Consider the following 26,376-nt stretch of genomic DNA (forward strand, 5'->3'; position numbering starts at 1 on the left):
CTTGACACCCTGTCAAACGGCCTGGGAGGATCCCGCCATGGCCAACCTCCTCGAGCTCACGTCGCAAGGCGACGTCGCCACGATCAGCGACGAGTCCAAGCTGTCCCAGGTCGTGCTGATGACGCCCCAGCAGCTCTACGAGCTGTGGGAGCGCCAGCAGTGGCAGAGCCACACGATCGACTTCGCCCAGGACCGGGAGGACTGGGCGGGGATCTCGGACGCCGACAAGGACCACATCGTCTGGTTCCTGTCGTCGTTCTTCATCGGGGAGGAGCGCGTCGCGACGCAGTTCAACGGGCTCGTCGGCGCCTACGAGTCCCAGAGCGAGGAGGCGTTCCTGACGACCCAGCAGGTCGACGAGGTCCGCCACGCGCAGCACTTCAACAACTTCTACACGCAGGTCATCGGCTACGACGGCTCCTTCGAGGACCGGCTGGACCGCGCCCGCGAGGACCTCAACGACGCGTTCAAGGTGCTCTTCGACGACGTCCTGGTCGACGCCAACCGCCGGCTGCTCGCCGATCCCGGCGACCTCGACGCCAAGGTCGACTTCGTGACGACCTACCACATGGTCATCGAGGGGACGCTGGCGCTCGCCGGCCAGGACACGCTCACCCGCGTCTTCGAGGAGCGCGGCATCCTGCCCGGCTTCCTGGAGGGCTTCCGCAAGATCTCCCAGGACGAGCACCGCCACGTCGCGTACGGCACCTGGTTCCTGCAGCAGAAGGCGCGCGAGAGCCCGGCCTTCGCGCACCGGATCACCAAGACGCTGCAGGAGCTGATCCCGATCGCCGCCGGCGTGCTGACGCCGCGGGGCTACGAGGTCGGCGAGTCCTACGAGATCCTCGGCGTCAGCAGCGACGAGGTGCACGGCTTCGCCTTCCAGGCGCTGACGCGGCGGCTGAAGGTCATCGGCGTCTCGCTGGCGGCCGCGCCCGAGGACGACGCCGTCCCGGCGTAACGGCCGTCCAGCGGGCAGGCCGCTGACTTCAAAGGGGCGGCGCGACGGCCGATCACTCGGGGCATGCGCCGCCCCCGCCTGCTCCTCGCGCTGACCCTGCTTGCGCTCGCGCTGCTGCCCGCGGCCGCGCAGGCCGCCGCGCCCGCGCCCGCGCCTGCGACGGCGCCGGTCGGCATCGGCATCGCCGACAACAAGCCGGACATGTTCGCCGACGTCCGCTTCCAGGCGCTGCACCTGCGCTACGCGCGCCTCGACCTGCGCTGGGACGTCCTGTCCGACGCGACGGCGACCGCGCAGCTCGACACCTGGATGGCCGGCGCCCGGGCCACCGGCGCCGCGCCGCTGATCACCTTCGACCGCTCGCCCCGGCGCGTGTCCTACAACCCGACGTCGCGGCAGCTCGTCGGCGCGCTGAAGGCGCTGCGGGCCCGTTACCCGTTCGTGAAGGACTTCTCGTCGTGGAACGAGGCCAACATGAACAAGAAGCCGCAGCTCGTCGCCAAGTGGTGGCTGGCGCTGCGCAAGGCCTGCCCGTCGTGCAACGTCCTGGCCACCGACCTGCTCGACAAGCCGAACATGATCCCGTGGGCGCAGCGCTTCGTGAAGGCCGCGGGCCGCACGCCCAAGGTCTGGGGCCTGCACAACTACGTCGACGCCAACACGCTGTCGACCAAGACCACCAAGAAGCTGCTGGCGTCGATCGGCGGGAGCTTCTGGTTCACGGAGACCGGCGGCATCGTGCGCCGCGCGAACAACTCGGCGCTCGTCTTCCCGACCGGCACCGCGCGCGCCGCGAAGGTCACGCGCTTCATCTTCCAGAAGCTCACCAGGCTGAGCCCGCGGATCCAGCGCGTCTACCTCTACCACTGGGACACCGGCGTCGGCGGCGGCCCGACGTGGGACTCGGGCTTCGTCGGGCCGGACGGCCAGGCGCGGCCGGCGCTGCAGGTGCTTCAGGGCGAAGTGGCGCGTTCGGCGAGGCGCTAGCCTGGCCGACGCTTATGCGTCGACTCCTCCCCGTATTCCTCCTCATCTCCGCACTGCTCGCCCTGGCCGGCGCCTCCTCCGCCCAAGCCAAGGTCGCCGTCGGCATCGCCGACAACAAGTCAGACATGTTCACCGACCCGCGCTTCGCCGCGCTCAAGGTCAAGTACGTGCGGGTGATGGTCCCGTACGACGTGCTCAACGACGCCCGGCTGACGGTCTGGCTCGACGGCTGGATGGCCGGCGCCAAGGCGGCGGGCGAGAAGCCGCTGTTGACGTTCGACCGCTCGCGCAAGCGTCCGTCCTACAACCCGTCGGCCGCGCAGATGGCCAAGTCGCTGAAGGGTCTGCGCCAGCGCTATCCGTTCCTGAAGGAGTTCGCCACGTGGAACGAGGCGAACATCAACAAGCAGCCGAAGACGGTCGCGCGCTGGTGGCTCGCGCTGCGCAAGGCGTGCCCGACCTGCACGGTCCTCGGCGCCGACCTGCTGGACCGCGGCAACGTGGGGTCCTGGGCCAAGCGCTTCGTCAAGGCGGCCAAGCGCACGCCGAAGGTCTGGGGCCTGCACAACTACGACGACGCGAACCTGCTGCGCACGAGCGGGACGCGCAAGCTGCTGGGCGCCGTCACGGGCGCCGTGTGGTTCACCGAGACCGGCGGCGTCGTCTCGCGCCACAACAACTCGAAGGTGAAGTTCCCGACCGGCCCGGCCCACGCGGCCAAGGCCACCAAGTTCGTGTTCTCGACGCTGGCCCAGCTGAGCCCGCGCGTGCAGCGGGTCTACATCTACCACTGGAACACCGGCGTGGCCTCGTCGACCGGCGTGGGGGACGAGCGCACCTGGGACTCCGGCCTGATCGGGCCTGACGACAAGCCGCGCCCCTCGCTCACGGTCCTCCAGGGTCTGCTGAAGACGAAGGCCGGTTAACCGCACTTGCGAATTCCCGGGGGCCGCGATACGGTCCCCGGGACTTCTCCTACAGATAGGTCGTCAAGACCTACAAGTAGAGAGGAGAGGATCTCCATGCGAGTCACCCGACGCGACATCCTCCCCACGATGACCCAGGTCGCCTTCCCGGCGGCCCGGACGGCCAACGCCGTCAAGGGTCACCGTGGACTCGTCTCGTTGCCGCTCGCGCGCTAGGTCCTTCACCAGTCCGCGGGCGCCCGCCGCCCGCCAGGACTCCTCGCCTCTCGTACCAGAGGCACAGGCACAGCCCTCAGGGCGGTGGCCCCTTCCCATCATCCGAAGGAGCATCACCGTCATGCAGTTCTATCTCCACGCCGACTACGTCAAGGCCGCCGCTCCGCGTTCGAGCGCGTCGATCCGTGACGTGATCGAGGCGCGCCGAGCCAAAGCTCCCCCAAGCCAGATGCGGGCCTACGTGGCCCGCGTCCTGGCCGGTGCGGCCCACCGCGTCGACCGCGAGTCCGCTCGCCGCGCCCTGGCCTAGTCCGGCCGGGACCGCGGACGAGCACCCCGGAGAACGACCCCTCTCCGCCTCCGACCCTGCGCCCCGGGCACTGCGCGTGCCCGGGGCAGGGTGGTCGCGCCGCCCGGCCGGGTACCTTGCCTGCGATGGACGTGGGCAACCTGGACGAGCGGGAGCCGTTCACGACGCTGGACGGCTCGACCATCCGCGAGATCGCGGGTGCGACGACGCTGCCGTCGCAGAACCAGAGCCTGGCCGAGGCCACCGTGCCGCCGGGCGGGCAGACGACGGCGCACTACCACGTCGCGTCCGAAGAGCTCTACTTCTTCACCGGTGGCCGCGGGCGCCTGCGCGTCGCCGGCGAGTGGCGCGACGTGCGCCCGGGCGACTGCGCCGTGCTGCCGCCGGGCGTCGAGCACAAGCTCGACAACCCCGGCGACGAGCCGCTGGTCCTGCTGTGCTGCTGCTCGCCCGCCTACTCGCACGAGGACACGGTGCTCACGGAGGAGCCCGTCGCCGCGCCGTGAGCCCTTCGTCGCTGAAACGCCTGGTCGTCGCGCTCGTCGCGGCGGCCGCGGTCCTCGTTCCCGCCTCGTCGGCGAGCGCGCTGGTCATCGGCATCGCCGACCAGAAGCCGGACATGTTCGCCGACCCGGTCTTCCAGTCGCTCGACGTCCGCTACGCGCGCCTCGCCGTGTCCTGGGACGCGACGGAGCACCCGTGGGAGATCCAGGAGGTCGACGCGTGGCTGAACCAGGCGCGCCGCAACGGCGTCCAGCCGCTGGTCGGCTTCGGGCACTCGCGCGTGGACCGGCGCAGCCTGCCGACGCCCGCGCGCTTCAAGTACGACTTCCGCCAGTTCCGCGCCCGCTACCCGTGGGTGACGACGTTCGCGACGTGGAACGAGGCCAACCACTGCGGCGAGCCGACCTGCCACCGCCCGCAGCTGGTCGCCGCCTACTACCGCTCGATCGTCCGCGAGTGCCCGGCGTGCACGGTGCTCGGGGCCGAGCTGCTGGACATGCCGAACATGTCGACGTGGGTGGACCAGTACCGCAAGCACCTGGGCGCCAAGAAGTCTCCGCGCTACTGGGGGCTGCACAACTACATCGACGCCAACCGCCTGCGCACGACCGGGACGCGCCGGCTGCTCGCGCACACGACCGGCCAGGTCTGGTTCACCGAGACCGGCGGGATCGTCCGGCGCAGCAACCGGTCCAAGGTGACGTTCCCGGAGTCGGCGGCGCACGCGGCCGTGGCGACGCGCTGGGTGTTCAGCAAGTTGGTGCCCTTGAGCCGGCGGATCACGCGGGTCTACCTGTACCAGTGGAACGCGATCCACGGTGACAACTGGGACTCGGGCCTCGTCGACGCGCACGGGCGCAGCCGGCCCGCGCTGAAGATCCTGCGCGACGAGCAGCGGACGCTGCAGCGGCGCGAGGCGCGCCGGGCAGCTAGCGCCGGCTGACGATCGTCCGCGCGCCCGCCGCGGGCGCCAGGACGATCGCGCGGCGCCGGGTGCGCTCGGCGCGGCCGTGGGGTGGGGCGGGCGTGACGTCGCGGTGCTCGAGCACGGTGCGCAGGACCGTGCGCATCTCCAATTGGGCGAACGCGGCGCCGACGCAGCGCCGGATGCCGCCGCCGAACGGCAGCCAGCCGTAGGTGTCGGGCTTGTTGGTGGTGTCGATGAACCGCTCGGGGCGGAACGCGAGCGGGTCGGGCCCGTAGAGGTCGGCGCGACGGTGGGTGAGGTGGATGCAGAGCCCGATCCGCGCGCCGGCGGGCAGGTGGTGCCCTCCGAGCTGGATGGGCTCGCTCGTGCGGCGCACGGCGAGCGGCAGTGGCGGCTTGAGGCGCAGCGTCTCGGTGACGATCGCGTCGAGCAGCCGGTCGTCGGTGCGCGCGGTCGCAAGCAGGTCGCGGCGGTGGTGCAGCAGCGCGAAGGTCCAGGCCAGGGCCGAGGCGGTCGTCTCGTGGCCGGCGATCAGGAGCGTCATCAGCTCGTCGCGCAGCTCGCGGTCGGTCAGCGGCCGGCCGTCCTCGTCGCGGGCCGCGAGCAGCAGCGAGAGGATGTCGGCGCGCTCGCGGTCGTCGGTGCGGCGGGCGGCGATCTCGTCGTAGAGGATCCGGTCGATCGCGGCGCGCGCGCCGAGGAAGCGCCCCCACGGCGAGCGCGGGCCGAGGTCGCGGCGCAGCGCGGGCAGCAGCAGGAGCGACGACGCGCCGCCGTCGGGCACGAGCGCCGGGATCAGATGCGCGAGCGTCGCGGCGCGCTGCGCGTCCTCGATCCCGAAGACGACGCGCAGGATGATCGCCAGCGTGATCGCGCGCAGGCGCGGCTCCAGCGGGAACGGGGTGTCGAGCGGCCACGTGGCGAGGTCGTCGCGCGTGATCTGCGCCATGTCGTCGGCATAGGCCTTCAGGCGCTCGCCGTGGAAGGGCGGCAGGACGAGCCGGCGCCGTCGCAGGTGCCGCGCGCCGTCGAGGAGCAGGAGCGAGTCCGGGCCGACGACCGGCTCCAGCGGCCGGTTGCCCTCGCCGGCGCGCAGGACGTCGGCGTCGCCGGTGAAGACGTCCTTGATGAGCGACGGGTCGCTGACCGCGACGATCGGGCCGAGCGGGAGGCGCAGCGTGAAGACGTCGCCGCGCTCGCGCTGCGCGCGCTCCATCAGTGCCTCGGGGCGGAAGATCCAGCCGAAGACCTGGCGCTGGGGCGACAGGCTGGGGCCGGGCGGGAGCTCGTCGAGGGCGGCTTCGAGCAGCATGCGCCCGGCCATCATCGCCGACCCGCACTGGCCGCGCGGCGGTCGCTCAGCGGAAGCGGCGCAGGCGCAGCGCGTTGAGCACGACCGACACGCTGGACAGCGCCATCGCGGCGCCGGCGATCAGCGGGTTGAGCAGCCCGGCGACGGCGAGCGGGATCGCCGCGACGTTGTAGCCGAAGGCCCAGCCGAGGTTCTGCCGGATCGTGCGCAGGGTCGCGCGGGACAGGCGGATCGCGTCGGCGGCGCCGCGCAGGTCGCCGGAGACGAGCGTGAGGTCGGAGGCCTCGATCGCCACGTCGGTGCCGGTGCCGATCGCCAGGCCGAGGTCGGCCTGCGCCAGCGCGGGCGCGTCGTTGACGCCGTCGCCGACCATGGCCACCACCTTGCCCTGCTCCTGGAGCCGGGCGACGACCGCCGCCTTGTCGGCCGGCAGCACCTCGGCGATCACCTCGTCGATGCCGACCTCGGCGGCCACCGCGCGGGCCGTCGCCGCGTTGTCGCCGGTCAGCAGGATCGGCGTCAGCCCCAGCGCGCGCAGGCGGCCGATCGCCTCGGCGCTCGTCGGCTTGACGGTGTCGGCGACGGCGACCATCCCGCGCACTTCGCCGTCCCAGGCGACGAGCACCGCGGTGCGCCCGGCGCCCTCGGCGCCACGACGGGCCGCGTCGAGCGCCGCGGGAACGCGCAGCCCCCAGTCGGCCATCAACGCCGGCCGACCGACCTGCACGCCATGGCCTGCGACGACGCCCTCGACGCCGAGGCCTTCGCGGTTGACGAACGACTCGACGCGCGGCAGCGGCGCGAGCGCCGTCGCCGCGCCGGCGATCGGCAGCGGCGCGGGGGCGGCGTCGCGGGCCGCGCGGGCGACCGCCTGGGCGATCGGGTGCTCGGAGGCGTCCTCGACGGCGCCCGCGAGGCGCAGGATCGCCGCGGGGTCCTCGCCCGCGACGTCGACCACCGCCATCCGCCCGGTCGTCACGGTCCCGGTCTTGTCCAACACGATGGTGTCGACCGAGCGCGTGGACTCCAGGACCTCCGGGCCCTTGATCAACAACCCCAACTGCGCGCCGCGGCCGGTGCCGACGAGCAGCGCGGTCGGGGTCGCGAGGCCCAGCGCGCACGGGCAGGCGATGACGAGGACGGCGACCGCGGCGCTGAACGCGACGCTCGCGGCCTCGCCGGCGCCGAGGCGGTAGCCGAGCGTGACGACCGCCAGCCCGATGACGGCCGGGACGAACACCGCGGACACGCGGTCGGCGAGCCGTTGGACGGGCGCCTTCCCGGTCTGGGCGTCGCTCACCAGCCGTGAGATCTGGGCCAGGGCGGTGTCGCTGCCGACGCGCGTCGCGCGGACGACCAGGCGGCCGCCGGCGTTGACGGTCGCGCCGGCGACGTCGTCGCCCGGACCCTTCTCGACCGGCACGGACTCACCGGTCAGCAGCGCCTGGTCGACGGCGCTGTGGCCCTCGACGACGGTGCCGTCGGTCGCGATCTTCTCGCCCGGCCGCACGACGAAGCGCTCGCCGACGGCGAGCTGCTCGATCGGGACGCGGCGCTCGGCGCCGGTGTCGTCGAGCACCGCGACGTCCTTGGCGCCCAGCGCGAGCAGGGCCTCCAGCGCGGCGCCGGCGCGGCGCTTGGCGCGCGCCTCGAAGTAGCGGCCGGCCAGCAGGAAGACCGTCACGGCCGACGCGGTCTCGAGGTACAGCTCGTCGCCGCCGGAGCCGGTGAGCGACAGCTTCATCGTCATGCCGGTCATGCCGGCGTCGCCGAAGAACAGCGCGTAGACCGACCAGCCCCAGGCGGCCAGGACGCCGACGCTGATCAGCGTGTCCATGGTGGCCGCGCCGTGGCGGAGGTTGACCCACGCGGCGCGGTGGAACGGCCACGCGCCCCAGAGCGCGACGGGCGTCGCGAGCTGCAGCGCCAGCCACTGCCAGTTGTCGAACTGCAACGGCGGGATCATGGACAACAACAGGACGGGGAGGCCGAGCAGCGCGGAGATGATCAGCCGCATGCGCAGCGGCGCCAGCTCGTCGACCACGGGCGCGGGGGCGGCGCCGTCGGCGGACGGCAGCGTGGCGTCGTAGCCGGCCGCGCGAACGGTCGCGACGAGCGTCTCGGGCGCGACCGCGTCCGGGTCGAAGGCGACCGTCGCCTTCTCGGTGGCGTAGTTGACCGACGCGCTGACGCTGTCGAGCTTGTTCAGCTTGCGCTCGATGCGGTTCGCGCACGACGCGCAGGTCATGCCGGTGATGGGCAGCTCGACCGCGCTCATGCCAGAACCCGCCGCTTGCGGACGGCCGATGAGGTCGAGCGGCTGAGCGCCGAGCTCATGCCAGAACCCGCCGCTTGCGGACGGCCGGTGAGGTCGAGCGGCTGAATGCCGAGCTCATGCCTCGCCCGCCTCCTGCGTCAGCGCCGCGGTGTGAACGCGCCCGGCGGCCTTGAACTGGAGGAACAGGCGGTAGCGGCCGCCCGACGGGTAGTGCGCGGCGAACGCGATCTGACCCCGGTCGGCGTCGGCGAGCGGGTGGACGTGGAGGTAGGCGAGGTCGCCGGCGCGCAGCGCGACGAGATGCCCGGACGCGCCGAGGTAGGGCTCCACGGCGACGGGCGCGCCGTCGCGGGTGATGGTGTAGGTCAGCGTGGTCTCGCCGTCGCGCGCGGGGGACGCGGAGAGCGCGACGTCGTAGCCGTCGACCCGCGTGGCGCGCGTGGGGGCCGGGAGCGGGCGGGGCCGGAAGTCGCCGCCCACCAGGACGTCGGACGCCAGCGCGACCGTGTCGCCGCCGGCGGGCTTGACGTCGGCGAAGACGCGGTAGGCGCCCGCGTCGCGCAGCGTCAGCGGCGTCGACCAGCCGCCGGACGCGTCCTGGCGCGGATGCAGGTGCTGGAAGCCGGTGAGGTCGCGCCGCACCGCGATGAGGTGCAGCCGCTTGGTGTGCTGGACGTCGAAGTCGCGCACGGTCGCGCCGTCGCCGTCGACGACCCGGAAGGCGAAGCGCTCCGTCGCGCCGGCCCGCGCCGAGGACGGGGCCACGAGCCGCAGGCCGTTGGCGGCGACCGCGAGCCCGGAGGCCGCGCCGTTGGCGGAGGCATGGCCCGCCGCGTCGCCGTCGTGCCCGGCCGCGGACCCCTCGTCGGCCATGCCGGCCATCGCGTCGCCGTGCGCGGCCGGCGGCTGGGCCCGCGACTCGTCGCCGCCCCCGATCAGCGTGCCCGCGCCCAGGGCGCCGGCGAACAGCGCCGCGAGGCCCCCGAGGTAGGCCACGGGGCGCAGGGCGTCGTTCATGCCGCGACCGCGTAGCCGGCTTCGTCGACCGCCGCGCGGACCGCCGCGTCGTCGACCCCGTCGCCGTGCACGACCATCCGGCCCGCGGCCAGGTCGACGACGACCTCGCGCACGCCGACGACCTCGGCGACCTCCTCGGTCACGGAGCGCGCGCAGTGCTCGCAGGTCATGCCCTGGACGGGGTAGGTGGAGCTCATGATCGTGGTGCTTCCTTTCGGGCCAGCGGGGAGGAGGATACGGGGTGGGGGTACCGCTCCGCCAGAACCGTAGCAAATACCCCCAGGGGGTGTCAGAACCTCTACCCTCGCCCCCATGTCCGACCCCATAGACCCCGGCGTCCACATCGGCCACGTCCACCTGCGCACCGCCGACATCGACCGCGTCCGCGGCTTCTACGTCGACGTCCTCGGCTTCGACGTCATCGCCGAGGAGCGCGACGTGCCGGGGTGGGGGACGACCGGCGACATCCTGTTCGTGTCCGCCGGGGGCTACCACCATCACTTGGGTTTCAACACCTGGAAGTCGAAGGACGGCCCGCCGCAGCCCGACGGCGTGACCGGTCTGCACCACGTCGCCATCAACTACCCGACGCGCGCCTCCCTGGCCGACGCGCTGCGTCGCCTCGACGCGATCGACCATCCGATCCGCCAGGCCTCCGACCACGGGACCCACGAGGCGATCTACGTCAGCGACCCCGACGGCAACGACCTCGAGCTCGCCTGGGACCGCCCGCGGGCCGCGTGGCCACGCGACGCGTCGGGTCGCATCGCGATGACGTTCGGCGACCTCGACCTCGACGACCTGCGCGCCGCCATCGGCTAGTCCGGCACGCTCGAACCCGACGGGTTCGGCAGGGTGGGCTGTCTTAAGGCCGCCTGCCTTTCTTACACGCGCGCCCGACAGGCTGATAGAGCCGAGTGTCACGAAGTTGTTACAAAGTCCGCGACTTCGCTAGGCTCCCGCTTGCCGCCAAGGAGGCACTTGTCCCCGCCTCCGGAAGGGTCGCCCGCAACGCAGGATCCGTGCGGGCGTGCCAGCATCGAGCAGGTTCCGCCTCAGCGCGCCCTGACGCCCATGAACGAGCCTCACGAGAACCTCGACCACGACCCCTTCGCCGACGACGCCCAGCGCCGCCCTTCTCGGCTGCGTCGCGTGCACGTCCGCGACGCCCGCCACCGCCAGCGGGCGCGTTGCGGGGCGGCCGGTCCGGGTAGCTCGGCGCACATCGGCGCGCTCGCGGCCAAGCCCATCCGCCACCTGCGTCCGTGCTCCAACGCGGCGCGCGGCCCCCTGCGCTGATGTCCCTCGCCCTGCGCTACCTCGACCTGATCATCCTGGCGATCGCCCTGCCGATCTTCATCGTCGCCGGCTGGCCGCTGCTCGGCTACGCCGCCGCGGCCTTCGCGTGGCTCGCGCAGCGCGCGATCAACGACTTCACGGCGCGTCGCGCCGCCGGCTCGGACGACCCCAAGACCGTCGTCGGACTGACCGCGGGGTCGATGATCGGACGCGGATGGCTCGTAGCCCTTACGATCTTCGGCGCGTACCTGATCGCCGGAAGCGATGACGCAGTCGGGCTTGCCGCCGCCGTGCTCGTCGTCGTCCTCTTCACGGCGTACTTCACCGTGAACCTGATCCTCCGCCCGTTCGAGAACCACCGAGAGCTGCCTTCTTGATGCCCCCGTTCGCTACCAACGCCGCCAGTCGTCGCCGCTCTCGCCGGAGCGAGCGGCGAGCGCGCTTCGCCATCCTCCTGACGCCGCTGGTCGTCCTGCTCGCCTCGCCGGCGGGCGCGTTCGCGTTGAACATCAACGAGAGCTACAAGCCGCAGAACGAGTTCAAGCTCGATCCGTGGATCGACCTCGGCTTCATGTCCATCAACAAGGCCGTGTTCTACGTGATCGTCGCCACGGCGCTCATGTGCTGGACCATGGTCTACGTCGCCCGGCGCATGAACGAGCGGCCCAACCGGGTCCAGACCGCGGTCGAGACCGTGTTCCTGCTCATGCGCGACAACATCACGCGCGGCAACATGGACACCAAGATGGCCGCGAAGTGGTTCCCGTTCATCGGGGCGCTCTTCCTGTTCATCTGGTTCTCGAACATGCTCGGCTACCTGCCGCTCCCGACCAACACGGAGCACAAGGTCGACATCTTCGGCCTGCAGATCCCGAGCCTCGCGCTGTTCGCCGCCACGGCGAACATCTCGGTGCCGCTCACCCTCACGCTCTTCGTGTGGTTCGGCTACCACATCGAGGGCATCCGGGCCAAGGGCCCCGTCGGCTACCTGAAGTCCTGGGTGCCCGCGGGCGTCGAAGGCCCGGCGAAGATCCCGATCTTCTTCATCGAGGTCATCTCCCACTTCGTCCGGCTCGTCAGCCTCTCCGTTCGTCTCTTCGCGAACATCCTGGCCGGACACCTGCTGATCCTGTTCATGGGCGGTGGCCTCGTGGTCCTGCTCAACCTCGCGGTCGGCGGTTCGGTCGTCCTCGGTCTCATCACCGGGACCATGGCCGTGGCCTTCTTCCTCTTCGAGGTAGGCCTGGTCGCAACGCTGCAGGCCTTCATCTTCGCCACTCTTACCGCGATCTACCTCGGCGGCGCAGTCGCCGAGGAGCACTAACAAGGAGACAAGTACCGTGGACCTGTCCGTCATCAACGAGGTCACCACCCTCGCTCAGGCTGCAGACCCGCAGGAGTACGGCCGCAAGGCCGGCAAGGCGATCGCGCTGGGCATCGGCGCCGGCCTCGGCACCATCGGCCCGGGCGTGGGCGTCGGCTTCATCTTCGGCAAGGTCATCGAGTCCGTGACCCGTCAGCCGGAGATGCGCGATGAGATCACCTCGATCCAGTGGCTGGGCTTCGCACTGACCGAGGCGATCGTCTTCTACGCCTTCATCTTCGGCCTCATCGCCTTCTTCCTCGGCTAGGCGCGATGCTGCTGACCGGCATCATCACGGCCCTGCCGCTCGCCGCCACCACCACGACGAGTGGTGGCGAGGAGGAGAGCTCCAACTTCCTCGTCAGCCCGGACGTCGGGCTGATGATCTGGACGGTGCTCGCCTTCCTGGTCGCGCTGTTCATCCTGCGCAAGTACGCGTTCCCGCAGATCTCGGCGGCGCTCGAGAAGCGCCAGCACCTGATCGAGGAGTCGATCGACTCCGCCCAGCGGACCAAGGATGAGGCCGACGAGATCCTGGCCGAGTACCGCGAGCGCCTGAAGGAGGCGCGCGCCCAGGCCGAGGAGATCGTCCTCCGCGCCCGCAAGAACGGCGAGGCGGCCGAGCGCCAGAGCCTGGAGCAGGCCAAGGAGTCGCGCGAGGATCTGCTCGAGCAGACCCGTCGCGACATCGAGGCCGAGACCCGTCGCGCCATCCAGGAGATCCGCAAGGAAGTCGCCGACCTCACCGTCGCGGCGACCGAGCGCGTCACCAAGAAGACCCTCAACGAGGACGACCAGCGTCGCCTCGTCGAAGAGGCGCTGTCGGAGCTCGACTTCTCCGCTCTGGGGGAGCGCCGCTAGATGGAGGAGATCGCCCAGGTCTACGCGCGGTCCCTCTTCGAGGTCGCGAAGGAGCAGGACAAGCTCGACGTCGTCCGCGAGCAGCTCGGCCAGTTCGCCGAGGCGCTCGACGGCAACCGCGAGCTGTCGATCTACTTCTTCAGCCCGTACTTCTCCACGCCGGAGAAGAAGGACGGCCTGGGCAAGCTCCTGGAAGGCGCCGACGACGTCGTCGCCAACTTCCTGGCGCTGCTGATCGAGAACCACCGGATGCCGGTCATCTTCCGCGTGCGGCGTGAGTACGACGCGCTGTGGGAGCTGGAGAACAAGCGCCTGCCGGTGACCGTGACGTCCGCGGTGGCGCTGGACGAGGCTACGGTGAAGTCGATCGGCGACGCGATCGGCCAGCAGACCGGCCAGCAGGTCGAGCTGACGGCCAACGTCGATCCCGAAGTGCTGGGCGGCCTGATCGTCCGCGTCGGGAACTCCATCCTCGACGCCTCCATCCGCAACCGCCTCGAGAACCTCCGCCGCAGCGTCGCGAGCAGCTAGACAAGCGACCACCCCGAGCTCTCACCCCTTCCAAGGAACCTGAATCGCATGCAGATCAAGCCCGACGAGATCACCTCCATCCTGAAGTCCCGCATCGAGGGCCTCGACCAGGGGCAGGCCGAGCTGACCGAGGTCGGCACCGTCCTGTCGGTCGCGGACGGCATCGCCCGCATCCACGGGCTCGAGAACTGCATGTCGTTCGAGACGCTCGACCTCCCGCACGGCGTCACCGGCCTCGCGCTGAACCTCGAGTCCGACAACGTCGGCGCCGTGCTCTTCGGACCGTGGGAGAAGATCGTCGAGGGCGACACGGTCAAGCGCACCGGCCGCCTGCTCGACATCCCGGTCGGCGAGCACATGCTCGGCCGCATCGTCTCCCCGCTCGGCATCCCGCTGGACGGCAAGGGCGACATCGACGTCTCCGAGCGCCGCCCCGCCGAGTTCAAGGCCCCGGGCGTCGTCCAGCGCCAGCCGGTCACCGAGCCGATGCAGACCGGCCTGAAGGCCGTCGACTCGATGATCCCGATCGGCCGTGGCCAGCGCGAGCTGATCATCGGCGACCGCCAGTCGGGCAAGACGGCGATCGCGATCGACACGATCATCAACAACAAGGACTCCGACCTCGTCTTCGTCTACGTCGCGATCGGCCAGCGCATGGCCACGGTCGTCGGCATCGCCGAGACGCTCGCCGAGCACGGCGCGCTGGACAAGACGATCATCGTCGCCGCCGCGGCCGACGAGGCCGCGCCGATCAAGTTCCTGGCTCCGTACGCCGGTGCCGCGATGGCCGAGTACTTCCTGTACAAGGGCGGGCACGCCGTCGTCACGTACGACGACCTCACCAAGCACGCGTTCGCCTACCGGCAGATGTCGCTGCTGCTGCGCCGCCCGCCGGGCCGCGAGGCGTACCCGGGCGACGTCTTCTACCTGCACAGCCGCCTGCTGGAGCGCGCGGTCAAGCTGAACGACGACCTCGGCGGCGGCTCGATGACCGCGCTGCCGATCATCGAGACGCAGGCCGGCGACGTGTCGGCCTACATCCCGACGAACGTCATCTCGATCACCGACGGCCAGATCTTCCTGGAGCCGAAGCTGTTCAACTCGGGCGTGCGCCCGGCCATCAACGTCGGCATCTCGGTGTCGCGCGTCGGCGGCAACGCGCAGATCAGCCCGATGAAGAAGGTCGCCGGCCGCCTGAAGATCGAGCTGTCGCAGTACCGCGACCTCGAGGCCTTCGCGCAGTTCGGCTCCGACCTCGACCCGGACACGCAGCGCACGCTGGCTCGCGGCGCGCGCCTGGTGCGCACGCTGAACCAGAACGAGCGCGAGCCGCTGCTGGTCGGCGTCCAGGTCACGCAGGTCTACGCGGCCACCAACGGCTTCGTCGACCGCATCGACGTCGATCGCATCGGCGAGTTCCTCGACGGCCTGACGCAGCGCGCCAAGGCCGAGAACCAGGAGCTCCTCGACACGATCGCCTCCGGTGACTGGTCCGACGAGACGCAGAAGGCGCTGCGCGACCTGATCTCGACGTTCGCCGACGACTTCGGCTACGACCTCGACGAAGAGGGCCAGCCGCTGTCGGAGGGCGAGAGCGACCGCATCAAGACGCGCGACTCGTCCTCGGACTCGAGCAGCGACGAGGCCGACGAGACCGAGGCCGAGCCGGCCGGGGCTGCCGCGTAACGCATGTCGCAGCGCGACGTCAAGAACCGGATCGCCTCGGTCCAGAACATCCGCAAGATCACGCGGGCGATGGAGATGGTCGCCGCCGCCCGCCTGCGCCGCGCGGAGCAGCGCATCGAGCACCTCCGCCCTTACGCCGGCGCCATCCGCCGCATGACGCGGCAGGCGGCGGAGGCGGCGGGTGGGGAGATGGCCTCGCTGCCCATCCTCAAGGAGCACGAGTCCGAGCAGCGCGTCGCGCTGCTGCTGGTCACGGCCGACCGTGGCCTGGCGGGCGCGTTCAACTCCCAGATCATCCGCGCGGGGATCCGAGCGGCCGCCGAGTACGAGGAGCAGGGCAAGGAGGTCATCTTCTCGGCGACCGGCCGCCGCGGCGTCTCGTCGTTGACGTTCCGCGGCCGCGAGCCGCAGGGCGCCTTCACCGGCTTCACGGACCGTCCGGCCTACGCCAACGCGCGAGAGGTCGCCGAGTCGCTGATGGCGCTGTACATCGACGACAAGGTTGACCGCGTCGAGATCTTCTACAACGGCTACGTGTCGCCGCTGGTGCAGGAGGTGCGGCGCGAGACGCTGCTGCCGTTGCAGCAGGCCACGATCCTCGAAGGCAGCGAGCGCGATCAGGAAGGCGCCGAGGGCGAGTCCGGGCACCACGCGCTGGTCGAGTACGAGCCCGATCCGGCCGTGATCCTCGAGCGCCTGGTCCCCGACTACGTGGAGATCTCGATCTTCCGCGCGCTGCTGGAGTCGACGGCGTCGGAGCACGGCGCGCGCATGACCGCGATGCGGTCGGCGTCGGAGAACGCCGGCGAGGTGATCGAGGACCTGACGCTCGAGATGAACCGCGCGCGGCAGGCCGAGATCACGCAGGAGATCATGGAAGTCGTCGGTGGCGCCGAGGCGCTGACGTAGCCCGAGAACTTTGAGACTTAGACCGTTCCAGGAGATCTAGAGACCATGGAAGCCAGCACCACCGAGCGCCCCACTGGCGCTGACACGGGCGCGAAGAACGTCGGCCGGATCGAGGAGATCCAGGGCGTCGTCATCGAGGCCGTGTTCCCCGACAAGCTCCCGAACATCTACAACGCGATCCGGGTGAAGCTCCCCGAGGCCGCCCAGGCCGAGGAGGGCGTGTCGGCCGAGGCCGGCGCCGAGTGGCTCGTCTGCGAGGTGCAGCAGCACCTCGGCGACGACCGTGTCCGCGCGGTCGCCATGGACACCACCGACGGCCTCGCCCGCGGTCTGGAGATCGAGGACACCGGCGGGCCGATCTCCGTCCCGGTCGGCGAGAAGACGCTCGGCCGGATCTTCAACGTCCTGGGCGACGTGATCGACCAGAAGGAAGAGGTCGAGACCGAGGAGCGCTGGCCGATCCACCGTCCCGCGCCGACGGTCGAGAACCTGACGCCGACGACCGAGATGTTCGAGACGGGCATCAAGGTCATCGACCTGCTCGCGCCCTACGCCAAGGGCGGCAAGGTCGGCCTGTTCGGCGGCGCCGGCGTGGGCAAGACGGTGCTGATCCAGGAGCTGATCCACAACTTGGCGTCCGAGCACGGCGGCCTGTCGGCGTTCTGCGGCGTCGGCGAGCGCTCGCGCGAGGGCAACGACCTCTGGCTGGAGATGACCGAGTCCGGCGTCATCGACAAGACCATGATGGTCTTCGGCCAGATGAACGAGCCCCCCGGGGCCCGCATGCGCGTCGCCCTGACCGGCCTGACCATGGCGGAGTACTTCCGCGACCAGGGCCAGGACGTGCTGCTGTTCATCGACAACATCTTCCGCTTCGTGCAGGCAGGCTCCGAGGTCTCCGCGCTTCTGGGCCGCATGCCGTCGCAGGTGGGCTACCAGCCGACGCTGGAGTCCGAGATGGGCCAGCTGCAGGAGCGGATCACGTCAACCCGCTCGGGCTCGGTCACCTCGGTGCAGGCGATCTACGTCCCGGCGGACGACCTGACCGACCCGGCGCCCGCGTCGGTGTTCGCGCACCTCAACGCCACGACGACGCTGTCGCGGTCGATCTCCGAGAAGGGGATCTACCCGGCGGTCGACCCGCTGGACTCGACGTCGACGATCCTCAAGCCCGACATCCTGGGCGAGGACCACTACAACGTCGCCAACCAGGTCAAGTCGATCCTGCAGCGCTACAAGGAGCTCCAGGACATCATCGCGATCCTCGGCATCGACGAGCTCAGCGACGACGACAAGGTGACCGTGCAGCGCGCCCGCAAGATCGAGCGCTTCCTGTCGCAGCCGTTCAACGTCGCGACGCAGTTCACGGGCATCGACGGCGCGTACGTGCCGATCGCCGAGACGATCCGGTCGTTCAAGGAGATCCTCGACGGCCAGCACGACGACCTGCCGGAGTCGGCGTTCCTGCTCAAGGGCACGATCGACGACGTGGTCGCCGCGGCCAAGGGCGACAAGTAGGCGCTTGTGGCTCGCACCACGTTCACCGCTGAGGTCCTGACGCCCGAGGGCGAGGTCTTCAACGACGAGGTCGAGATGGTCTCGACCCGCACGACCGTGGGCTCGATCGGCATCCTCGCCAACCACACGCCGCTGCTGGGGATGCTGGAGCCGACGGAGCTGCGCCTGTACAAGAGCGAGTCGGACATCGTCCGCCTCGCCCAGGGCGAGGGCTACGTGCAGGTCGCCGACGGCCGCGTCCTGATCCTGGTCGAGGAGGCCACAGACCCGTCGTCCCTCGACGTCGGCGCCTTGCGCGACAAGCTGGCGACCGCCGAGCGCGAGCTCGAGCAGGCCGAGGACGGCTCCGAGGCCGCCCGCGTCGCCGCGCGCGACAAGCGCCGGATCGAGGCGTTCCTGCGCCTGACCGAGGGCGGCGGGGGCAGCGGGGACCAGTAGGCGTCGCCTGGCGGTTCCGCAGTGCTTCTTGGAGGGCCGGCGTGTTGCCGGCCCTTCGTCGTTCGACGGCAGGCGCGCCCTCCGCGGGAGTGGTGGCGCCGGTGCTGCCGGTCCTCCGCGGGCGATGACCGCGCGCCGAACGGCGCTGGGTCGTTTCGGCGGCAACTGCCTGGGTAGAAGGCCCGCGGATCCTATGCGCAGCCTGCCCGTCCTCGCCGCCGTCGCGACCGCCGTCTTCGCCGTGTCCGCCACCGCGAACGCCGGGACGATCTCCGTGTCCGGCACGACGATCACCTACCAGGCCGCTTCTGGCGAGGCGAACTTCGTCACGATCAACTGGGGCAACGTCGGCGCGCCGGCCGACTTCATCCCGTCGCTCGACGATCACGCCGACGTCACCGCGGTGTCGCCGTGCACCTATGACGTCGCGCTCGGCGCGCGGTGCCCGTCGGCGGGGTCGAACCCGACGTACGTCGTCCATCTCGGCGACGGCAACGACATCGCGAGCTCGATCAACGACCACGCCGCGGGGCATCACGTCGAGCTCTACGGCGAGGACGGCGACGACGACCTCGAGAGCGACGCCAGCTCCGACCTCCTGGACGGCGGGGCGGGCAACGACATGCTCACGCCCGACGAGGACGACTCGGGCGGCGGCGACGTCGTGGTCGGCGGTCCCGGCGAGGACACGCTGCAGACCGGCAACCCGACGGGCACGAACGGGCCGATCGGGGTGTCGTTCGACGGCGTCGCCAACGACGGCTATCCGGGCGAGAACGACAACTACGCGACCGACATGGAGGACTTGTCGGCGACGGGCGTGGCGCCGTCCGTCAACTTCGTCGGCAACGACGCGCGCAACGTGGTGCAGCTGCGCAGCGAGTCCGCCGACACGGTGTCCGGCCTGGGCGGCGACGACCTGATCGACGGCGCCAACGGCAACGACGTCCTCGACGGTGGCGACGGCAACGACACCATCTACGGCGGCGGCAACGACGACACCATCACCGGCGGGCCGGGGCTCGACTCGCTCTCCGGCGAGGGGTCGGCGAGCGGCCTGTTCATCTCGGTCGCGGGCAACGACCGGATCGACGCGCGCGACGGCGTCGCCGAGCAGCTCAACTGCGGGCCGGGCGCGGACACCGCGGTCGTCGACGCGCTCGACGTCGTCCCGCAGGATCCGGGCTCGCTGTGCGAGGTCGTCGACCGCCCGCCGGTGGTCGCGACCCCTCCGCCGGCGCCGGCACCGACGCTCGCCGCCGCGACGATCCGCTCGACCAGGCTGCGGGTGAGCAAGGACCGGGTCGCCGTCGTGCTCGCCTGCCCGAAGGGCGCGCCGACCTGCAAGGGCCGGCTGACGGTGCGGACGGCGACGAAGGTCAAGCTGGGCACCAAGCGCCGGACGGTGACGCTCGGGACCATCGCCTACACCATCTCGGCGGGCCGGGCGAAGGCGCTGAAGCTCAAGTTGTCCCGCTCCGGCCGGTCGCTGATGAAGCGGCATAGGAGCCTGCGCGTGAAGCTCACGCTGACGCCCGCCAAGGGCAAGGCCACGACGCGGACGCTGACGCTGCGCCGCTGAGGGTCGCAGCGCGGGCGAGCGGGTACGACGGAACGATGCGTCGCTTCGTCGATCGCCTGCTCGTCGCCATCGGGCGACCGCGCGGTCGCGTGAGGCGACCGACGGCGCCCGCCGGCTACTGGGCGTACACGGTGAGGCTGCTGTTCGGCGAGCGCGATGACGGGCGCCGCTGACCTCGGGACGTCGCCGGTGATCCGGTGTCCGCGGAAGACACCAGAACCCCGTTGACCGCGGCGACGGTCATGCCGCGTGCTCGGCGCCGCCGTAGTCCTCCGGCCGCGGGCGCGGGCGGCGGGCGCGCTCCATCACGTAGCGGGCGTAGCGCCGGCGGGCGGCCGCGTCGGCGGCGCCGCAGAGCAGCGTGAGGAGGTCGTCGGTTGCGAGCCAGGGCGGGGTCGGGACGGCGCCGAGCGTCGCGGCGTGGCTGCTCCAGCGGTAGCGCGACGCCTCGACGCAGAGGCCGGCGTCGACCGGGTTGCTCGCGATGTAGGCGGCGACGGCCCAGAGCTGCTGATCGGAGCGGATCCGGGTGGCGCGGGCGCCCGGCTGCCAGACGATGTCGGCCTGCCCGTGACGCAACCCGAGCGCCCGCGCATGCGCCTGGCGCAACCGCCGCCGCCCGACGCGCAGGTCCGCCCGCGGCGCCTCGATGAGCAAGTGCGTGTGGTTGCGCATCAGGCAGTACGCCAGACACCGCCAGCCATACCGCTCGGTGACACCGGCGAGCGACTCCAGATACGACCGCCGATCGACGTCATCGACGAAGATCCGCGCGCCATCAGCACCACGCGCGACGAGATGGTGGATGAGGTCCATGCCCCCTTTAGGGCTGCAGGACCGAGAACTCGCCCCCCGTGGGCGCGCCGGCGGAGAGCGGCGACGCTAGGCGGCGCGCAGCCGCCTAGAAGTCCTCCGGCAGCACCCCGCCCGCCTCCAGCGCCCGCGAGAACTGACCCAGCTCGTCGATGAACCGCGCCACGGAGACGATCTCCAGTGCCGACTCGATCTCGCTCACCGCCGCGTCGTTGGCGAGCTCGAGGGCCTCGAGCTCCACGTCCTCGACCTCACCGGTCGACAGCCGGTCGCAGTTCTTGCACTGGAGCGCCAGGAGGTAGAGACCCTCGTCGACGAGGTCGAGCAGGGCGATGGGAACGACGAAGGGTCGCCCGCAGCCTGTGCAGGTCTCCAGACCGGTGGGTCGTTGGGTGGGGGAGAGGTCCCTGTCCTCAGCCATACCCATATGAACGGAGGCGGACCGAAGAACTTGTGGCGAATTGGACGCTTGATCGGCAAGTGACGAACTACCCGCCGGTGCATCGTTGCCGCTACTGGTCGCGCTCGATTCCGGCAGACCGGGAGCCTTCGCACAGCGCGTCCAGGCCGAAGGCCGCGACCGGTCCCAACGCGCCGACGCCGAGCACCCGGCCGTTGGCGGCGGCGTGCGCGCCCCAGGCCAGCATCCCGGCGGTGTAGTCGTAGCCGTTGACCCCCGCCAGCCGGACCCGCGACAGCACGCGACCGCTGTCGTCGCTGGCCTCGGCGACCACCAGCGACCCGGACTTCGCCCGCTCGTCGGCGTTCGGTCCGCCGCTCGAGCCCTTGACGCCGCGCGCGACCACCTCGCCGAGCACGCTCCGCACCGCCGGGAGCCGCGTCGCGACCGCCAGCCCGGCCGAGAACACCCGCAGCGCGTCAGACGCGCCGCCGAACCAGCCCAGGTACACGTCGACGTCGCGCAGCCCCGGAAACGACCCCGGCAGCCCGAAGTGCTCCGACGATCCGGCCGAGATCCCCTTCCGCGCCTGCCCGTCCACGTCGAACGTCCGCACCCGCGCGCCCGGACGCTCGGTCACCATCCGCCCGCCGCGCCACGCGAACGACGGCTCCAGGAACACGCCCGCCGCCGACGCCCGCGTCCCGCCGCTCATCGCGCCCGCGCCGCCGCCGCCCAGCAGGAAGTAGCCGATCGCCACCGCGGTGGCGCCCTCGCCGGCCTCGCGCAGCGCCAGCGCGCCCGCCAGGTTCCCCGGCACCCAGTCGTAGCCCATCGCCGTGACCAGCGCGCATCCGGCCTCGGCGGCACGCGGCCCGTAGACCGAGAACACGTCCCGGATGAACGGCGTCTCGCCCGTGGAATCCAGGTACGTCGCGCCCGCGCCCAGCGCCGCCTCCACCGCCGGCGCGCCCCAGCGCGCGAACGGCCCGACGCAGGACACCAGGACGTCGCCGCGCTCCACCAGGGCGCTCACCGACGCCGGACGCCGTACGTCCGCCACCGCCCAGTCCAATCCGCCGAGCTGGTCGGCCAGCGCGCGGACCCGCGCCTCGCTGCGCGCCGCCAGCACCGGCCGCTCGCCGATGCCCGCGAGCTCGCGCGCGGCGAGCTCCCCCGTGTATCCCGTAGCCCCGAACAGCACGATGCGGCCGGCCATGCGGCCGACCCTATCCCGCCCGCCCGGCTTACGCGACGGCCCCGCTCGGTACCCTGGACCGGATGGACGAACGCGTCCTGGCTGAGCGACTGATCACCTACGACACGTCCACGCTCGACGGCCTCAGGGCCGCCGCGGGGTTCGTGAAGGGGTGGCTGGAGTCGCGCGAGCTCGAGGTGAAGAGCCTCGAGCACGACGGGCTGCCCGTCGTGATGGTCGACGTCGGTGGGCGGGGGGGTCCGAATCCCGAGAACCCGCCGACGGTCATCCTGCATGGCCACCTCGACGTCGTGCCCGCCTACGCGCACCAGTTCGAGCCCCGGATCGAGGGCGACCGGCTCATCGGCCGCGGCGCCTACGACATGAAGGGCGCGCTCGCGGCGATGATGTGCGCGGTCAAGGACGTCGCGGACAACCCCGACGTCCGCGTCCGCTTCGTCTGCGTCCCGGACGAGGAGTCCGACGACGTCTCGTCGCGCTCGATCGACGCGCTCGTCTCCGGCGGCTACCGCGGCGACTTCGCGATCACCGGCGAGCCGACCGACCTCCACATCGGCGTCCAGGCCAAGGGCGTCCTCGCGGTCCGCGTCGCGGTCCACGGCCGCGCGGCGCACGGCTCTACGCCGTGGCTGGGCGACAACGCGATCCTCAAGGCCCACGACGCGTTCCGCCGGATCGAGACGCTCCCGTTCTCCCGCGAGTCCTCCGACCTCTTCGACCGCCCGAGCATCAACCTGGCGCGGATCGAGGGCGGCGACGCCTTCAACAAGGTCCCGGACCGTTGCACGATGGACGTCGACATCCGCTTCCTGCCGACCCAGGACGCCGGCGACATCCTGTCCCAGATCCGGGCGATCCCGGACGTCGAGGTCCTCAAGTGCTTCACGCGCGCGCCCGCCGTGGTGTCGCGCCGCAACCCCTACGTCCGCGCGCTGCGCGACGGCATCGGCCGCTCCATCGAGGGCGAGGCGATGAGCGTCGGCCGCGACGGCGCGTCCGACGCGATCGCGTTCCTGGAGGCCGGCATCCCCGCCGTGGAGTTCGGGCCCGTCGGCGCCGGCCACCACGGGCCGGACGAGTGGGTCTCGATCGCCTCGCTCAAGCGCTTCCGCCAGGCGCTCACCGACTTCGTGACGCTGCTGCCCACCTGGCTGGAGCGCGAGGCGCCCGACGGCGGCCCCGATCTGCGCGCGGTCGAAGGCGGCCTGGCGTGAAGCTCCCCAAGGAGGAACGGCCCCCGCGCGAGGGGCTGCGGTTCCTCGCGCGCGCGACCGGCAGCCTGGTCCTGATCGTCCTGCTGACCGCGGGCGCCACCGCCACGGCGAGCCTCCTGCAGATCAAGGAGATCATCAAGCCGCCGAAGTCCGCGCCGCCGCCGGTCAAGACCGCCAAGGGCACCCTCGAGGACGCCAAGCCCGGCAAGCCGCAGACGATCCTGATCCTCGGCTCCGACCGCCGTTGGAGCGACCTCAAGAAGAACAACCCGGCGCTGGCCAAGAGCAACCCCGCGCGCTCGGACACGATCCTGCTCGTCCGCATGGACCCCAAGCAGGAGGCGACCGCGGTCCTCTCGATCCCGCGCGACCTGAAGGTCCTGATCCCGGGCTACGGCGTCAACAAGATCAACGCGGCCTACTCGCTGGGCGGCCCCGACCTGACGGCCAACACCATCAAGTCGCTGTTCGGCGAGGACTTCAAGATCAACCACATCATCAACGTCAACTTCAGCGGCTTCCGCCAGGTCGTCGACGCGCTCGGCTGCATCTACGCCGACGTCGACCGGCGCTACTACCACTCCAACCTCGGCCTCCCGGTCTCCGCCCACTACGCGGAGATCGACGTCAAGCCCGGCTACCAGCAGCTGTGCGGCCAGCGCGCGCTCGACTACGTGCGCTTCCGCCACGCCGACTCCGACATCGTGCGCGCCGCGCGCCAGCAGGACTTCCTGCGCGCCGCCAAGGACCAGCTGAGCACGTCGTCGCTCATCGACGACCGCGACCAGCTGATCAAGATCATGCAGAAGAGCACGCAGACCGACGAGAGCCTGCGCTCGGTCAAGGGCGTGCTCAAGCTCGCCAAGCTCGCGATCTTCTCCGCCGGCCATCCGGTCGCGCAGATCAAGTTCCCGCCCGTGTACTCCGGCGACGCCGAGACCGGCGAGTACGTCGAGGCCTCCGAGAACACGCTGCTCAGCCTGCGCAACCAGTTCTTCCACGCGTCGCCCGAGGTCAAGAAGTCCAAGTCCTCCAAGAAGACGACCAAGGCCTCCAAGAAGAAGGCCGAGAAGGCCGGCAACGCCCGCGTCGCCAACGCGAGGCTCGTCAAGTCCACGCACGTCGGCGAGGACCTCGTGGCACGCACGGTCGCCAGCCACCGCCTCGGCTTCCGCCTCTACTTCCCGGCCCAGCTGACGCCGAACGGGCGCTACGCGAGCACCGTCAACGACGGGACGACGAGCAGCGCGACGCCGCGCGTGTACACGCTGCGCGACCGCGCGGGTCGCAAGCACCGCGCCTACCGCCTGGTGGTCCTCGAGAACCTCTCCGAGGGCAGCTACTACGGTGTGGAGGGCACGAGCTGGATGACGCCGCCCCTGCTGGCCCATCCGACGTCCACGCTGACGGTGCACGGTCGCAAGCTGGAGCTGTTCAAGTCGGGCAGCCGGCTGCGATACGTCGCCTGGAAGCGCAAGGATGCCGTGTACTGGGTCTCGAACTCGCTGACCCTGAACCTGTCCAACGCGCAGATGCTCGGCATCGCCGCTTCCCTCACCCACCTCGGCTCTTGAGCGCCACGCCCGACGACGACCGCCCGCCGCGCCTCGCGTTCGGGATGTACAAGCGCTTCCTGCTCGGAGCGCTCGTCGTCGTGCTCGCCTCCGCCGCCACGGTCTCGACCGCCGCGCTGCTGGAGATCAAGGACGACGGGGACATCTTCTTCAAGAACTCGACGGGCCTGGGCAGGGAGGTCAAGGGCGCGCTGGACGGCGTCGATCCCGGCGGCCCGCAGACGATCCTGCTGCTGGGCTCCGACCAGCGCTACATCGACATCAAGCAGAAGAACCCGGTCCGGTCGGACACGATCATCCTGCTGCGCCTGGACCCGTCCAAGGGCGCGACGTCGGTGATGTCGATCCCGCGCGACCTCAAGGTGGCGATCCCCGGCCACGGCACGGACAAGATCAACGCGGCCTACGCGATCGGCGGACCCGCGCTGTCGGTCAAGACGATCCGCAACCTGCTGCACATCCCGATCACGCACGTGGTCAACATCAACTTCGGCGGCTTCCGCCGTGCCGTGGACCGCCTGGGCTGCGTCTACACCGACGTCGACCGCCGCTACTTCAACGACAACAGCCCGCCGTTCGGCGGCGGCGGCGACTACGCGACGATCGACGTCAAGGCCGGCTACCAGAAGCTCTGCGGCCAGGACGCGCTGGACTTCGTCCGCTACCGCCACTTCGACACCGACCTCGTCCGCGCCGCGCGCCAGCAGCAGTTCCTGGCCGACGCGAAGGACCAGATCGGCGTCGGCAAGCTGTTCAGCGACCGCAAGGCGCTGCTGAAGATCTTCGGGCGCTACACCCAGACCGACATCAGCTCCGACAGCGCGATCCTGCGCCTGCTCAAGCTCGCGTTCGAGTCCGCCCAGAAGCCCGTCCAGGAGGTGCGCTTCCCGGGCGACATCGGTGGCGACTACGTCACGGTCACGCCGGAGAACCTGGCTGCGGTCACCAAGCGCTTCATGAACGCCGAGGCGTCCAAGAAGCCCGCGGCGGCGACCACGACGACGGCCGAGAAGCGCCCGTCCAAGAAGTCGAAGTCGTCCGCGCGCTCGACCGCGCTGCCGCCCGGGATGATCAAGGCGGGCACGGGCGCTGAGGACGAGGCGGTGCGCCTGGCGACCAAGCTGCCGTTCTCGGTGTACTACCCGACGACCGCGATCGCGGGCGCCCAGCTGCTGCCCGACCACAGCCGCGCCTACGACATCTACGACCGCGGCGGCCACAAGTACCGCGCGTACCGCATGGTCATCAAGACCGAGGACCTCGGCCAGTACTACGGCGTGCAGGGCACGAGCTGGGGCGCGCCGCCGATCCTCGACAACCCGAGCGAGCGGCGCAGGATGGCGGGCCGGACCTACCAGCTGTTCTACGACGGCAGCCGCCTGCGGCTCGTCTCGTGGCGCTCGGGCAAGGCCGTCTACTGGATCTCGAACACGCTGCTGTCGTCGATCGGCAACAAGCAGATGCTGGCCATGGCGCGCTCGGTCGGCCGCATCCGCTGACCTCGCGGCGGCGGCGCATCGCCCTCCGCTA

The 26,376-nt window shown here is 71.1% G+C and carries 28 protein-coding genes; 21 read left to right on the plus strand and 7 right to left on the minus strand.

Going from position 1 to position 26,376, the window contains the following annotated elements; all coding sequences use genetic code 11:
- Positions 1 to 37: 37 nt before the first annotated feature.
- The 6 genes from DSM104299_RS07110 to DSM104299_RS07135 all read left to right on the plus strand — a co-directional run bounded on the left by DSM104299_RS07110 (position 38) and on the right by DSM104299_RS07135 (position 4,847).
- On the plus strand, positions 38 to 961 hold the full coding sequence (locus tag DSM104299_RS07110; RefSeq protein WP_272476598.1) for a ribonucleotide-diphosphate reductase subunit beta: 924 nt from the start codon (positions 38 to 40) through the stop codon (positions 959 to 961).
- A gap of 63 nt (positions 962 to 1,024) precedes the next feature.
- Positions 1,025 to 1,948, plus strand: a complete 924-nt coding sequence (locus tag DSM104299_RS07115) for a hypothetical protein (protein WP_272476599.1) — start codon at positions 1,025 to 1,027, stop codon at positions 1,946 to 1,948.
- Positions 1,949 to 1,962: 14 nt separating this feature from the next.
- The gene (locus tag DSM104299_RS07120; RefSeq protein WP_272476600.1) at positions 1,963 to 2,874 is read left to right on the plus strand and encodes a hypothetical protein; all 912 of its coding nucleotides are present in this window, start codon (positions 1,963 to 1,965) and stop codon (positions 2,872 to 2,874) included.
- A 337-nt stretch (positions 2,875 to 3,211) separates the two neighbouring features.
- Entirely contained in the window at positions 3,212 to 3,400 is a 189-nt protein-coding gene (locus DSM104299_RS07125; RefSeq protein WP_272476601.1) for a hypothetical protein, read from the plus strand.
- 125 nt (positions 3,401 to 3,525) lie between these two features.
- Complete coding sequence (locus DSM104299_RS07130; protein WP_272476602.1) at positions 3,526 to 3,906, plus strand: cupin domain-containing protein; 381 nt, start codon at positions 3,526 to 3,528, stop codon at positions 3,904 to 3,906.
- Complete coding sequence (locus tag DSM104299_RS07135) at positions 3,903 to 4,847, plus strand: hypothetical protein (RefSeq protein ID WP_272476603.1); 945 nt, start codon at positions 3,903 to 3,905, stop codon at positions 4,845 to 4,847. Before DSM104299_RS07130 ends, DSM104299_RS07135 begins: the two co-directional genes overlap by 4 nt.
- Here DSM104299_RS07135 and DSM104299_RS07140 read toward each other — a convergent pair.
- The 4 genes from DSM104299_RS07140 to DSM104299_RS07155 all read right to left on the minus strand — a co-directional run bounded on the left by DSM104299_RS07140 (position 4,834) and on the right by DSM104299_RS07155 (position 9,636).
- Positions 4,834 to 6,144 carry a cytochrome P450 gene (locus DSM104299_RS07140; protein ID WP_272476604.1) on the minus strand — a complete coding sequence of 437 codons (1,311 nt, stop codon included), beginning with the start codon at positions 6,142 to 6,144 and terminating at the stop codon, positions 4,834 to 4,836. The genes DSM104299_RS07135 and DSM104299_RS07140 overlap by 14 nt on opposite strands.
- A gap of 46 nt (positions 6,145 to 6,190) precedes the next feature.
- Positions 6,191 to 8,422, minus strand: a complete 2,232-nt coding sequence (locus DSM104299_RS07145) for a heavy metal translocating P-type ATPase (protein WP_272476605.1) — start codon at positions 8,420 to 8,422, stop codon at positions 6,191 to 6,193.
- 114 nt (positions 8,423 to 8,536) lie between these two features.
- Positions 8,537 to 9,439 (minus strand): DUF8832 domain-containing protein, encoded by a 903-nt coding sequence (locus tag DSM104299_RS07150; RefSeq protein WP_272476606.1) that lies wholly within the window; start codon positions 9,437 to 9,439, stop codon positions 8,537 to 8,539.
- Positions 9,436 to 9,636 (minus strand): heavy-metal-associated domain-containing protein, encoded by a 201-nt coding sequence (locus DSM104299_RS07155; protein ID WP_272476607.1) that lies wholly within the window; start codon positions 9,634 to 9,636, stop codon positions 9,436 to 9,438. The genes DSM104299_RS07150 and DSM104299_RS07155 overlap by 4 nt, the downstream gene beginning before the upstream one ends.
- A 115-nt stretch (positions 9,637 to 9,751) precedes the next feature.
- Between DSM104299_RS07155 and DSM104299_RS07160 the strand changes: the two genes are divergently transcribed.
- From DSM104299_RS07160 to DSM104299_RS07215, 12 genes are all read left to right on the plus strand, one after another.
- Positions 9,752 to 10,261 (plus strand): VOC family protein, encoded by a 510-nt coding sequence (locus DSM104299_RS07160; RefSeq protein ID WP_272476608.1) that lies wholly within the window; start codon positions 9,752 to 9,754, stop codon positions 10,259 to 10,261.
- A 252-nt stretch (positions 10,262 to 10,513) separates the two neighbouring features.
- Positions 10,514 to 10,738, plus strand: a complete 225-nt coding sequence (locus DSM104299_RS07165) for a hypothetical protein (RefSeq protein ID WP_272476609.1) — start codon at positions 10,514 to 10,516, stop codon at positions 10,736 to 10,738.
- Positions 10,738 to 11,115, plus strand: coding sequence for a hypothetical protein (locus DSM104299_RS07170; protein WP_272476610.1), 378 nt, complete (start codon positions 10,738 to 10,740; stop codon positions 11,113 to 11,115). Before DSM104299_RS07165 ends, DSM104299_RS07170 begins: the two co-directional genes overlap by 1 nt.
- Positions 11,115 to 12,062 (plus strand): F0F1 ATP synthase subunit A, encoded by a 948-nt coding sequence (gene atpB / locus DSM104299_RS07175; RefSeq protein ID WP_272476611.1) that lies wholly within the window; start codon positions 11,115 to 11,117, stop codon positions 12,060 to 12,062. Before DSM104299_RS07170 ends, atpB begins: the two co-directional genes overlap by 1 nt.
- Positions 12,063 to 12,078: 16 nt before the next feature.
- Complete coding sequence (gene atpE / locus DSM104299_RS07180; protein WP_081854208.1) at positions 12,079 to 12,369, plus strand: ATP synthase F0 subunit C; 291 nt, start codon at positions 12,079 to 12,081, stop codon at positions 12,367 to 12,369.
- 5 nt (positions 12,370 to 12,374) lie between these two features.
- The gene (gene atpF / locus DSM104299_RS07185; RefSeq protein ID WP_272476612.1) at positions 12,375 to 12,962 is read left to right on the plus strand and encodes a F0F1 ATP synthase subunit B; all 588 of its coding nucleotides are present in this window, start codon (positions 12,375 to 12,377) and stop codon (positions 12,960 to 12,962) included.
- Positions 12,963 to 13,493, plus strand: a complete 531-nt coding sequence (atpH, locus tag DSM104299_RS07190; protein WP_272476613.1) for an ATP synthase F1 subunit delta — start codon at positions 12,963 to 12,965, stop codon at positions 13,491 to 13,493. It begins immediately after the preceding gene.
- A 48-nt stretch (positions 13,494 to 13,541) separates the two neighbouring features.
- Entirely contained in the window at positions 13,542 to 15,179 is a 1,638-nt protein-coding gene (gene atpA / locus DSM104299_RS07195) for a F0F1 ATP synthase subunit alpha (protein WP_272476614.1), read from the plus strand.
- A 3-nt stretch (positions 15,180 to 15,182) separates the two neighbouring features.
- Positions 15,183 to 16,088, plus strand: a complete 906-nt coding sequence (gene atpG / locus DSM104299_RS07200) for an ATP synthase F1 subunit gamma (RefSeq protein WP_272476615.1) — start codon at positions 15,183 to 15,185, stop codon at positions 16,086 to 16,088.
- Positions 16,089 to 16,133: 45 nt separating this feature from the next.
- Entirely contained in the window at positions 16,134 to 17,606 is a 1,473-nt protein-coding gene (gene atpD, locus DSM104299_RS07205) for a F0F1 ATP synthase subunit beta (RefSeq protein ID WP_272476616.1), read from the plus strand.
- A 6-nt stretch (positions 17,607 to 17,612) separates the two neighbouring features.
- Complete coding sequence (gene atpC / locus DSM104299_RS07210; protein WP_272476617.1) at positions 17,613 to 18,044, plus strand: ATP synthase F1 subunit epsilon; 432 nt, start codon at positions 17,613 to 17,615, stop codon at positions 18,042 to 18,044.
- Between the two features lie 193 nt (positions 18,045 to 18,237).
- Positions 18,238 to 19,626 (plus strand): calcium-binding protein, encoded by a 1,389-nt coding sequence (locus tag DSM104299_RS07215; RefSeq protein ID WP_272476618.1) that lies wholly within the window; start codon positions 18,238 to 18,240, stop codon positions 19,624 to 19,626.
- A gap of 240 nt (positions 19,627 to 19,866) precedes the next feature.
- On the opposite strand, the gene DSM104299_RS07220 is transcribed toward DSM104299_RS07215, so the two are convergent.
- The 3 genes from DSM104299_RS07220 to DSM104299_RS07230 all read right to left on the minus strand — a co-directional run bounded on the left by DSM104299_RS07220 (position 19,867) and on the right by DSM104299_RS07230 (position 22,058).
- Positions 19,867 to 20,442, minus strand: a complete 576-nt coding sequence (locus tag DSM104299_RS07220; protein ID WP_272476619.1) for a transposase — start codon at positions 20,440 to 20,442, stop codon at positions 19,867 to 19,869.
- A gap of 85 nt (positions 20,443 to 20,527) precedes the next feature.
- Positions 20,528 to 20,860 carry a hypothetical protein gene (locus tag DSM104299_RS07225; RefSeq protein ID WP_272476620.1) on the minus strand — a complete coding sequence of 111 codons (333 nt, stop codon included), beginning with the start codon at positions 20,858 to 20,860 and terminating at the stop codon, positions 20,528 to 20,530.
- A gap of 91 nt (positions 20,861 to 20,951) precedes the next feature.
- Complete coding sequence (locus tag DSM104299_RS07230) at positions 20,952 to 22,058, minus strand: saccharopine dehydrogenase family protein (protein ID WP_272476621.1); 1,107 nt, start codon at positions 22,056 to 22,058, stop codon at positions 20,952 to 20,954.
- 62 nt (positions 22,059 to 22,120) lie between these two features.
- On the opposite strand from DSM104299_RS07230, the gene DSM104299_RS07235 reads away from it, so the two are divergent.
- Genes DSM104299_RS07235 through DSM104299_RS07245 form a run of 3 tightly spaced genes read left to right on the plus strand, consistent with a single transcriptional unit; the run spans position 22,121 to position 26,345 of the window.
- Positions 22,121 to 23,272, plus strand: a complete 1,152-nt coding sequence (locus tag DSM104299_RS07235) for a M20 family metallopeptidase (protein WP_272476622.1) — start codon at positions 22,121 to 22,123, stop codon at positions 23,270 to 23,272.
- Entirely contained in the window at positions 23,269 to 24,846 is a 1,578-nt protein-coding gene (locus tag DSM104299_RS07240) for an LCP family protein (protein WP_272476623.1), read from the plus strand. Before DSM104299_RS07235 ends, DSM104299_RS07240 begins: the two co-directional genes overlap by 4 nt.
- Positions 24,843 to 26,345 carry an LCP family protein gene (locus DSM104299_RS07245; protein ID WP_272476624.1) on the plus strand — a complete coding sequence of 501 codons (1,503 nt, stop codon included), beginning with the start codon at positions 24,843 to 24,845 and terminating at the stop codon, positions 26,343 to 26,345. The genes DSM104299_RS07240 and DSM104299_RS07245 overlap by 4 nt, the downstream gene beginning before the upstream one ends.
- Positions 26,346 to 26,376 lie beyond the last annotated feature (31 nt).

Source organism: Baekduia alba, assembly GCF_028416635.1.
Lineage (GTDB): Bacteria > Actinomycetota > Thermoleophilia > Solirubrobacterales > Solirubrobacteraceae > Baekduia > Baekduia alba.

Coding starts and splice junctions, on each gene's coding strand:
- DSM104299_RS07225 (WP_272476620.1), bottom strand. CDS start 20,860: ATGGCTGAGGACAGGGACCTCTCCCCCACCCAACGACCCACCGGTCTG.
- DSM104299_RS07170 (WP_272476610.1), top strand. CDS start 10,738: ATGTCCCTCGCCCTGCGCTACCTCGACCTGATCATCCTGGCGATCGCC.
- atpD (WP_272476616.1), top strand. CDS start 16,134: ATGGAAGCCAGCACCACCGAGCGCCCCACTGGCGCTGACACGGGCGCG.
- DSM104299_RS07220 (WP_272476619.1), bottom strand. CDS start 20,442: ATGGACCTCATCCACCATCTCGTCGCGCGTGGTGCTGATGGCGCGCGG.
- DSM104299_RS07145 (WP_272476605.1), bottom strand. CDS start 8,422: ATGAGCGCGGTCGAGCTGCCCATCACCGGCATGACCTGCGCGTCGTGC.
- atpB (WP_272476611.1), top strand. CDS start 11,115: ATGCCCCCGTTCGCTACCAACGCCGCCAGTCGTCGCCGCTCTCGCCGG.
- DSM104299_RS07125 (WP_272476601.1), top strand. CDS start 3,212: ATGCAGTTCTATCTCCACGCCGACTACGTCAAGGCCGCCGCTCCGCGT.
- DSM104299_RS07120 (WP_272476600.1), top strand. CDS start 1,963: ATGCGTCGACTCCTCCCCGTATTCCTCCTCATCTCCGCACTGCTCGCC.
- DSM104299_RS07215 (WP_272476618.1), top strand. CDS start 18,238: ATGCGCAGCCTGCCCGTCCTCGCCGCCGTCGCGACCGCCGTCTTCGCC.
- atpH (WP_272476613.1), top strand. CDS start 12,963: ATGGAGGAGATCGCCCAGGTCTACGCGCGGTCCCTCTTCGAGGTCGCG.
- atpF (WP_272476612.1), top strand. CDS start 12,375: ATGCTGCTGACCGGCATCATCACGGCCCTGCCGCTCGCCGCCACCACC.
- DSM104299_RS07160 (WP_272476608.1), top strand. CDS start 9,752: ATGTCCGACCCCATAGACCCCGGCGTCCACATCGGCCACGTCCACCTG.
- atpG (WP_272476615.1), top strand. CDS start 15,183: ATGTCGCAGCGCGACGTCAAGAACCGGATCGCCTCGGTCCAGAACATC.
- DSM104299_RS07235 (WP_272476622.1), top strand. CDS start 22,121: ATGGACGAACGCGTCCTGGCTGAGCGACTGATCACCTACGACACGTCC.
- DSM104299_RS07140 (WP_272476604.1), bottom strand. CDS start 6,144: ATGCTGCTCGAAGCCGCCCTCGACGAGCTCCCGCCCGGCCCCAGCCTG.
- DSM104299_RS07130 (WP_272476602.1), top strand. CDS start 3,526: ATGGACGTGGGCAACCTGGACGAGCGGGAGCCGTTCACGACGCTGGAC.
- DSM104299_RS07165 (WP_272476609.1), top strand. CDS start 10,514: ATGAACGAGCCTCACGAGAACCTCGACCACGACCCCTTCGCCGACGAC.
- DSM104299_RS07110 (WP_272476598.1), top strand. CDS start 38: ATGGCCAACCTCCTCGAGCTCACGTCGCAAGGCGACGTCGCCACGATC.
- DSM104299_RS07230 (WP_272476621.1), bottom strand. CDS start 22,058: ATGGCCGGCCGCATCGTGCTGTTCGGGGCTACGGGATACACGGGGGAG.
- DSM104299_RS07155 (WP_272476607.1), bottom strand. CDS start 9,636: ATGAGCTCCACCTACCCCGTCCAGGGCATGACCTGCGAGCACTGCGCG.
- DSM104299_RS07115 (WP_272476599.1), top strand. CDS start 1,025: ATGCGCCGCCCCCGCCTGCTCCTCGCGCTGACCCTGCTTGCGCTCGCG.
- atpA (WP_272476614.1), top strand. CDS start 13,542: ATGCAGATCAAGCCCGACGAGATCACCTCCATCCTGAAGTCCCGCATC.
- DSM104299_RS07150 (WP_272476606.1), bottom strand. CDS start 9,439: ATGAACGACGCCCTGCGCCCCGTGGCCTACCTCGGGGGCCTCGCGGCG.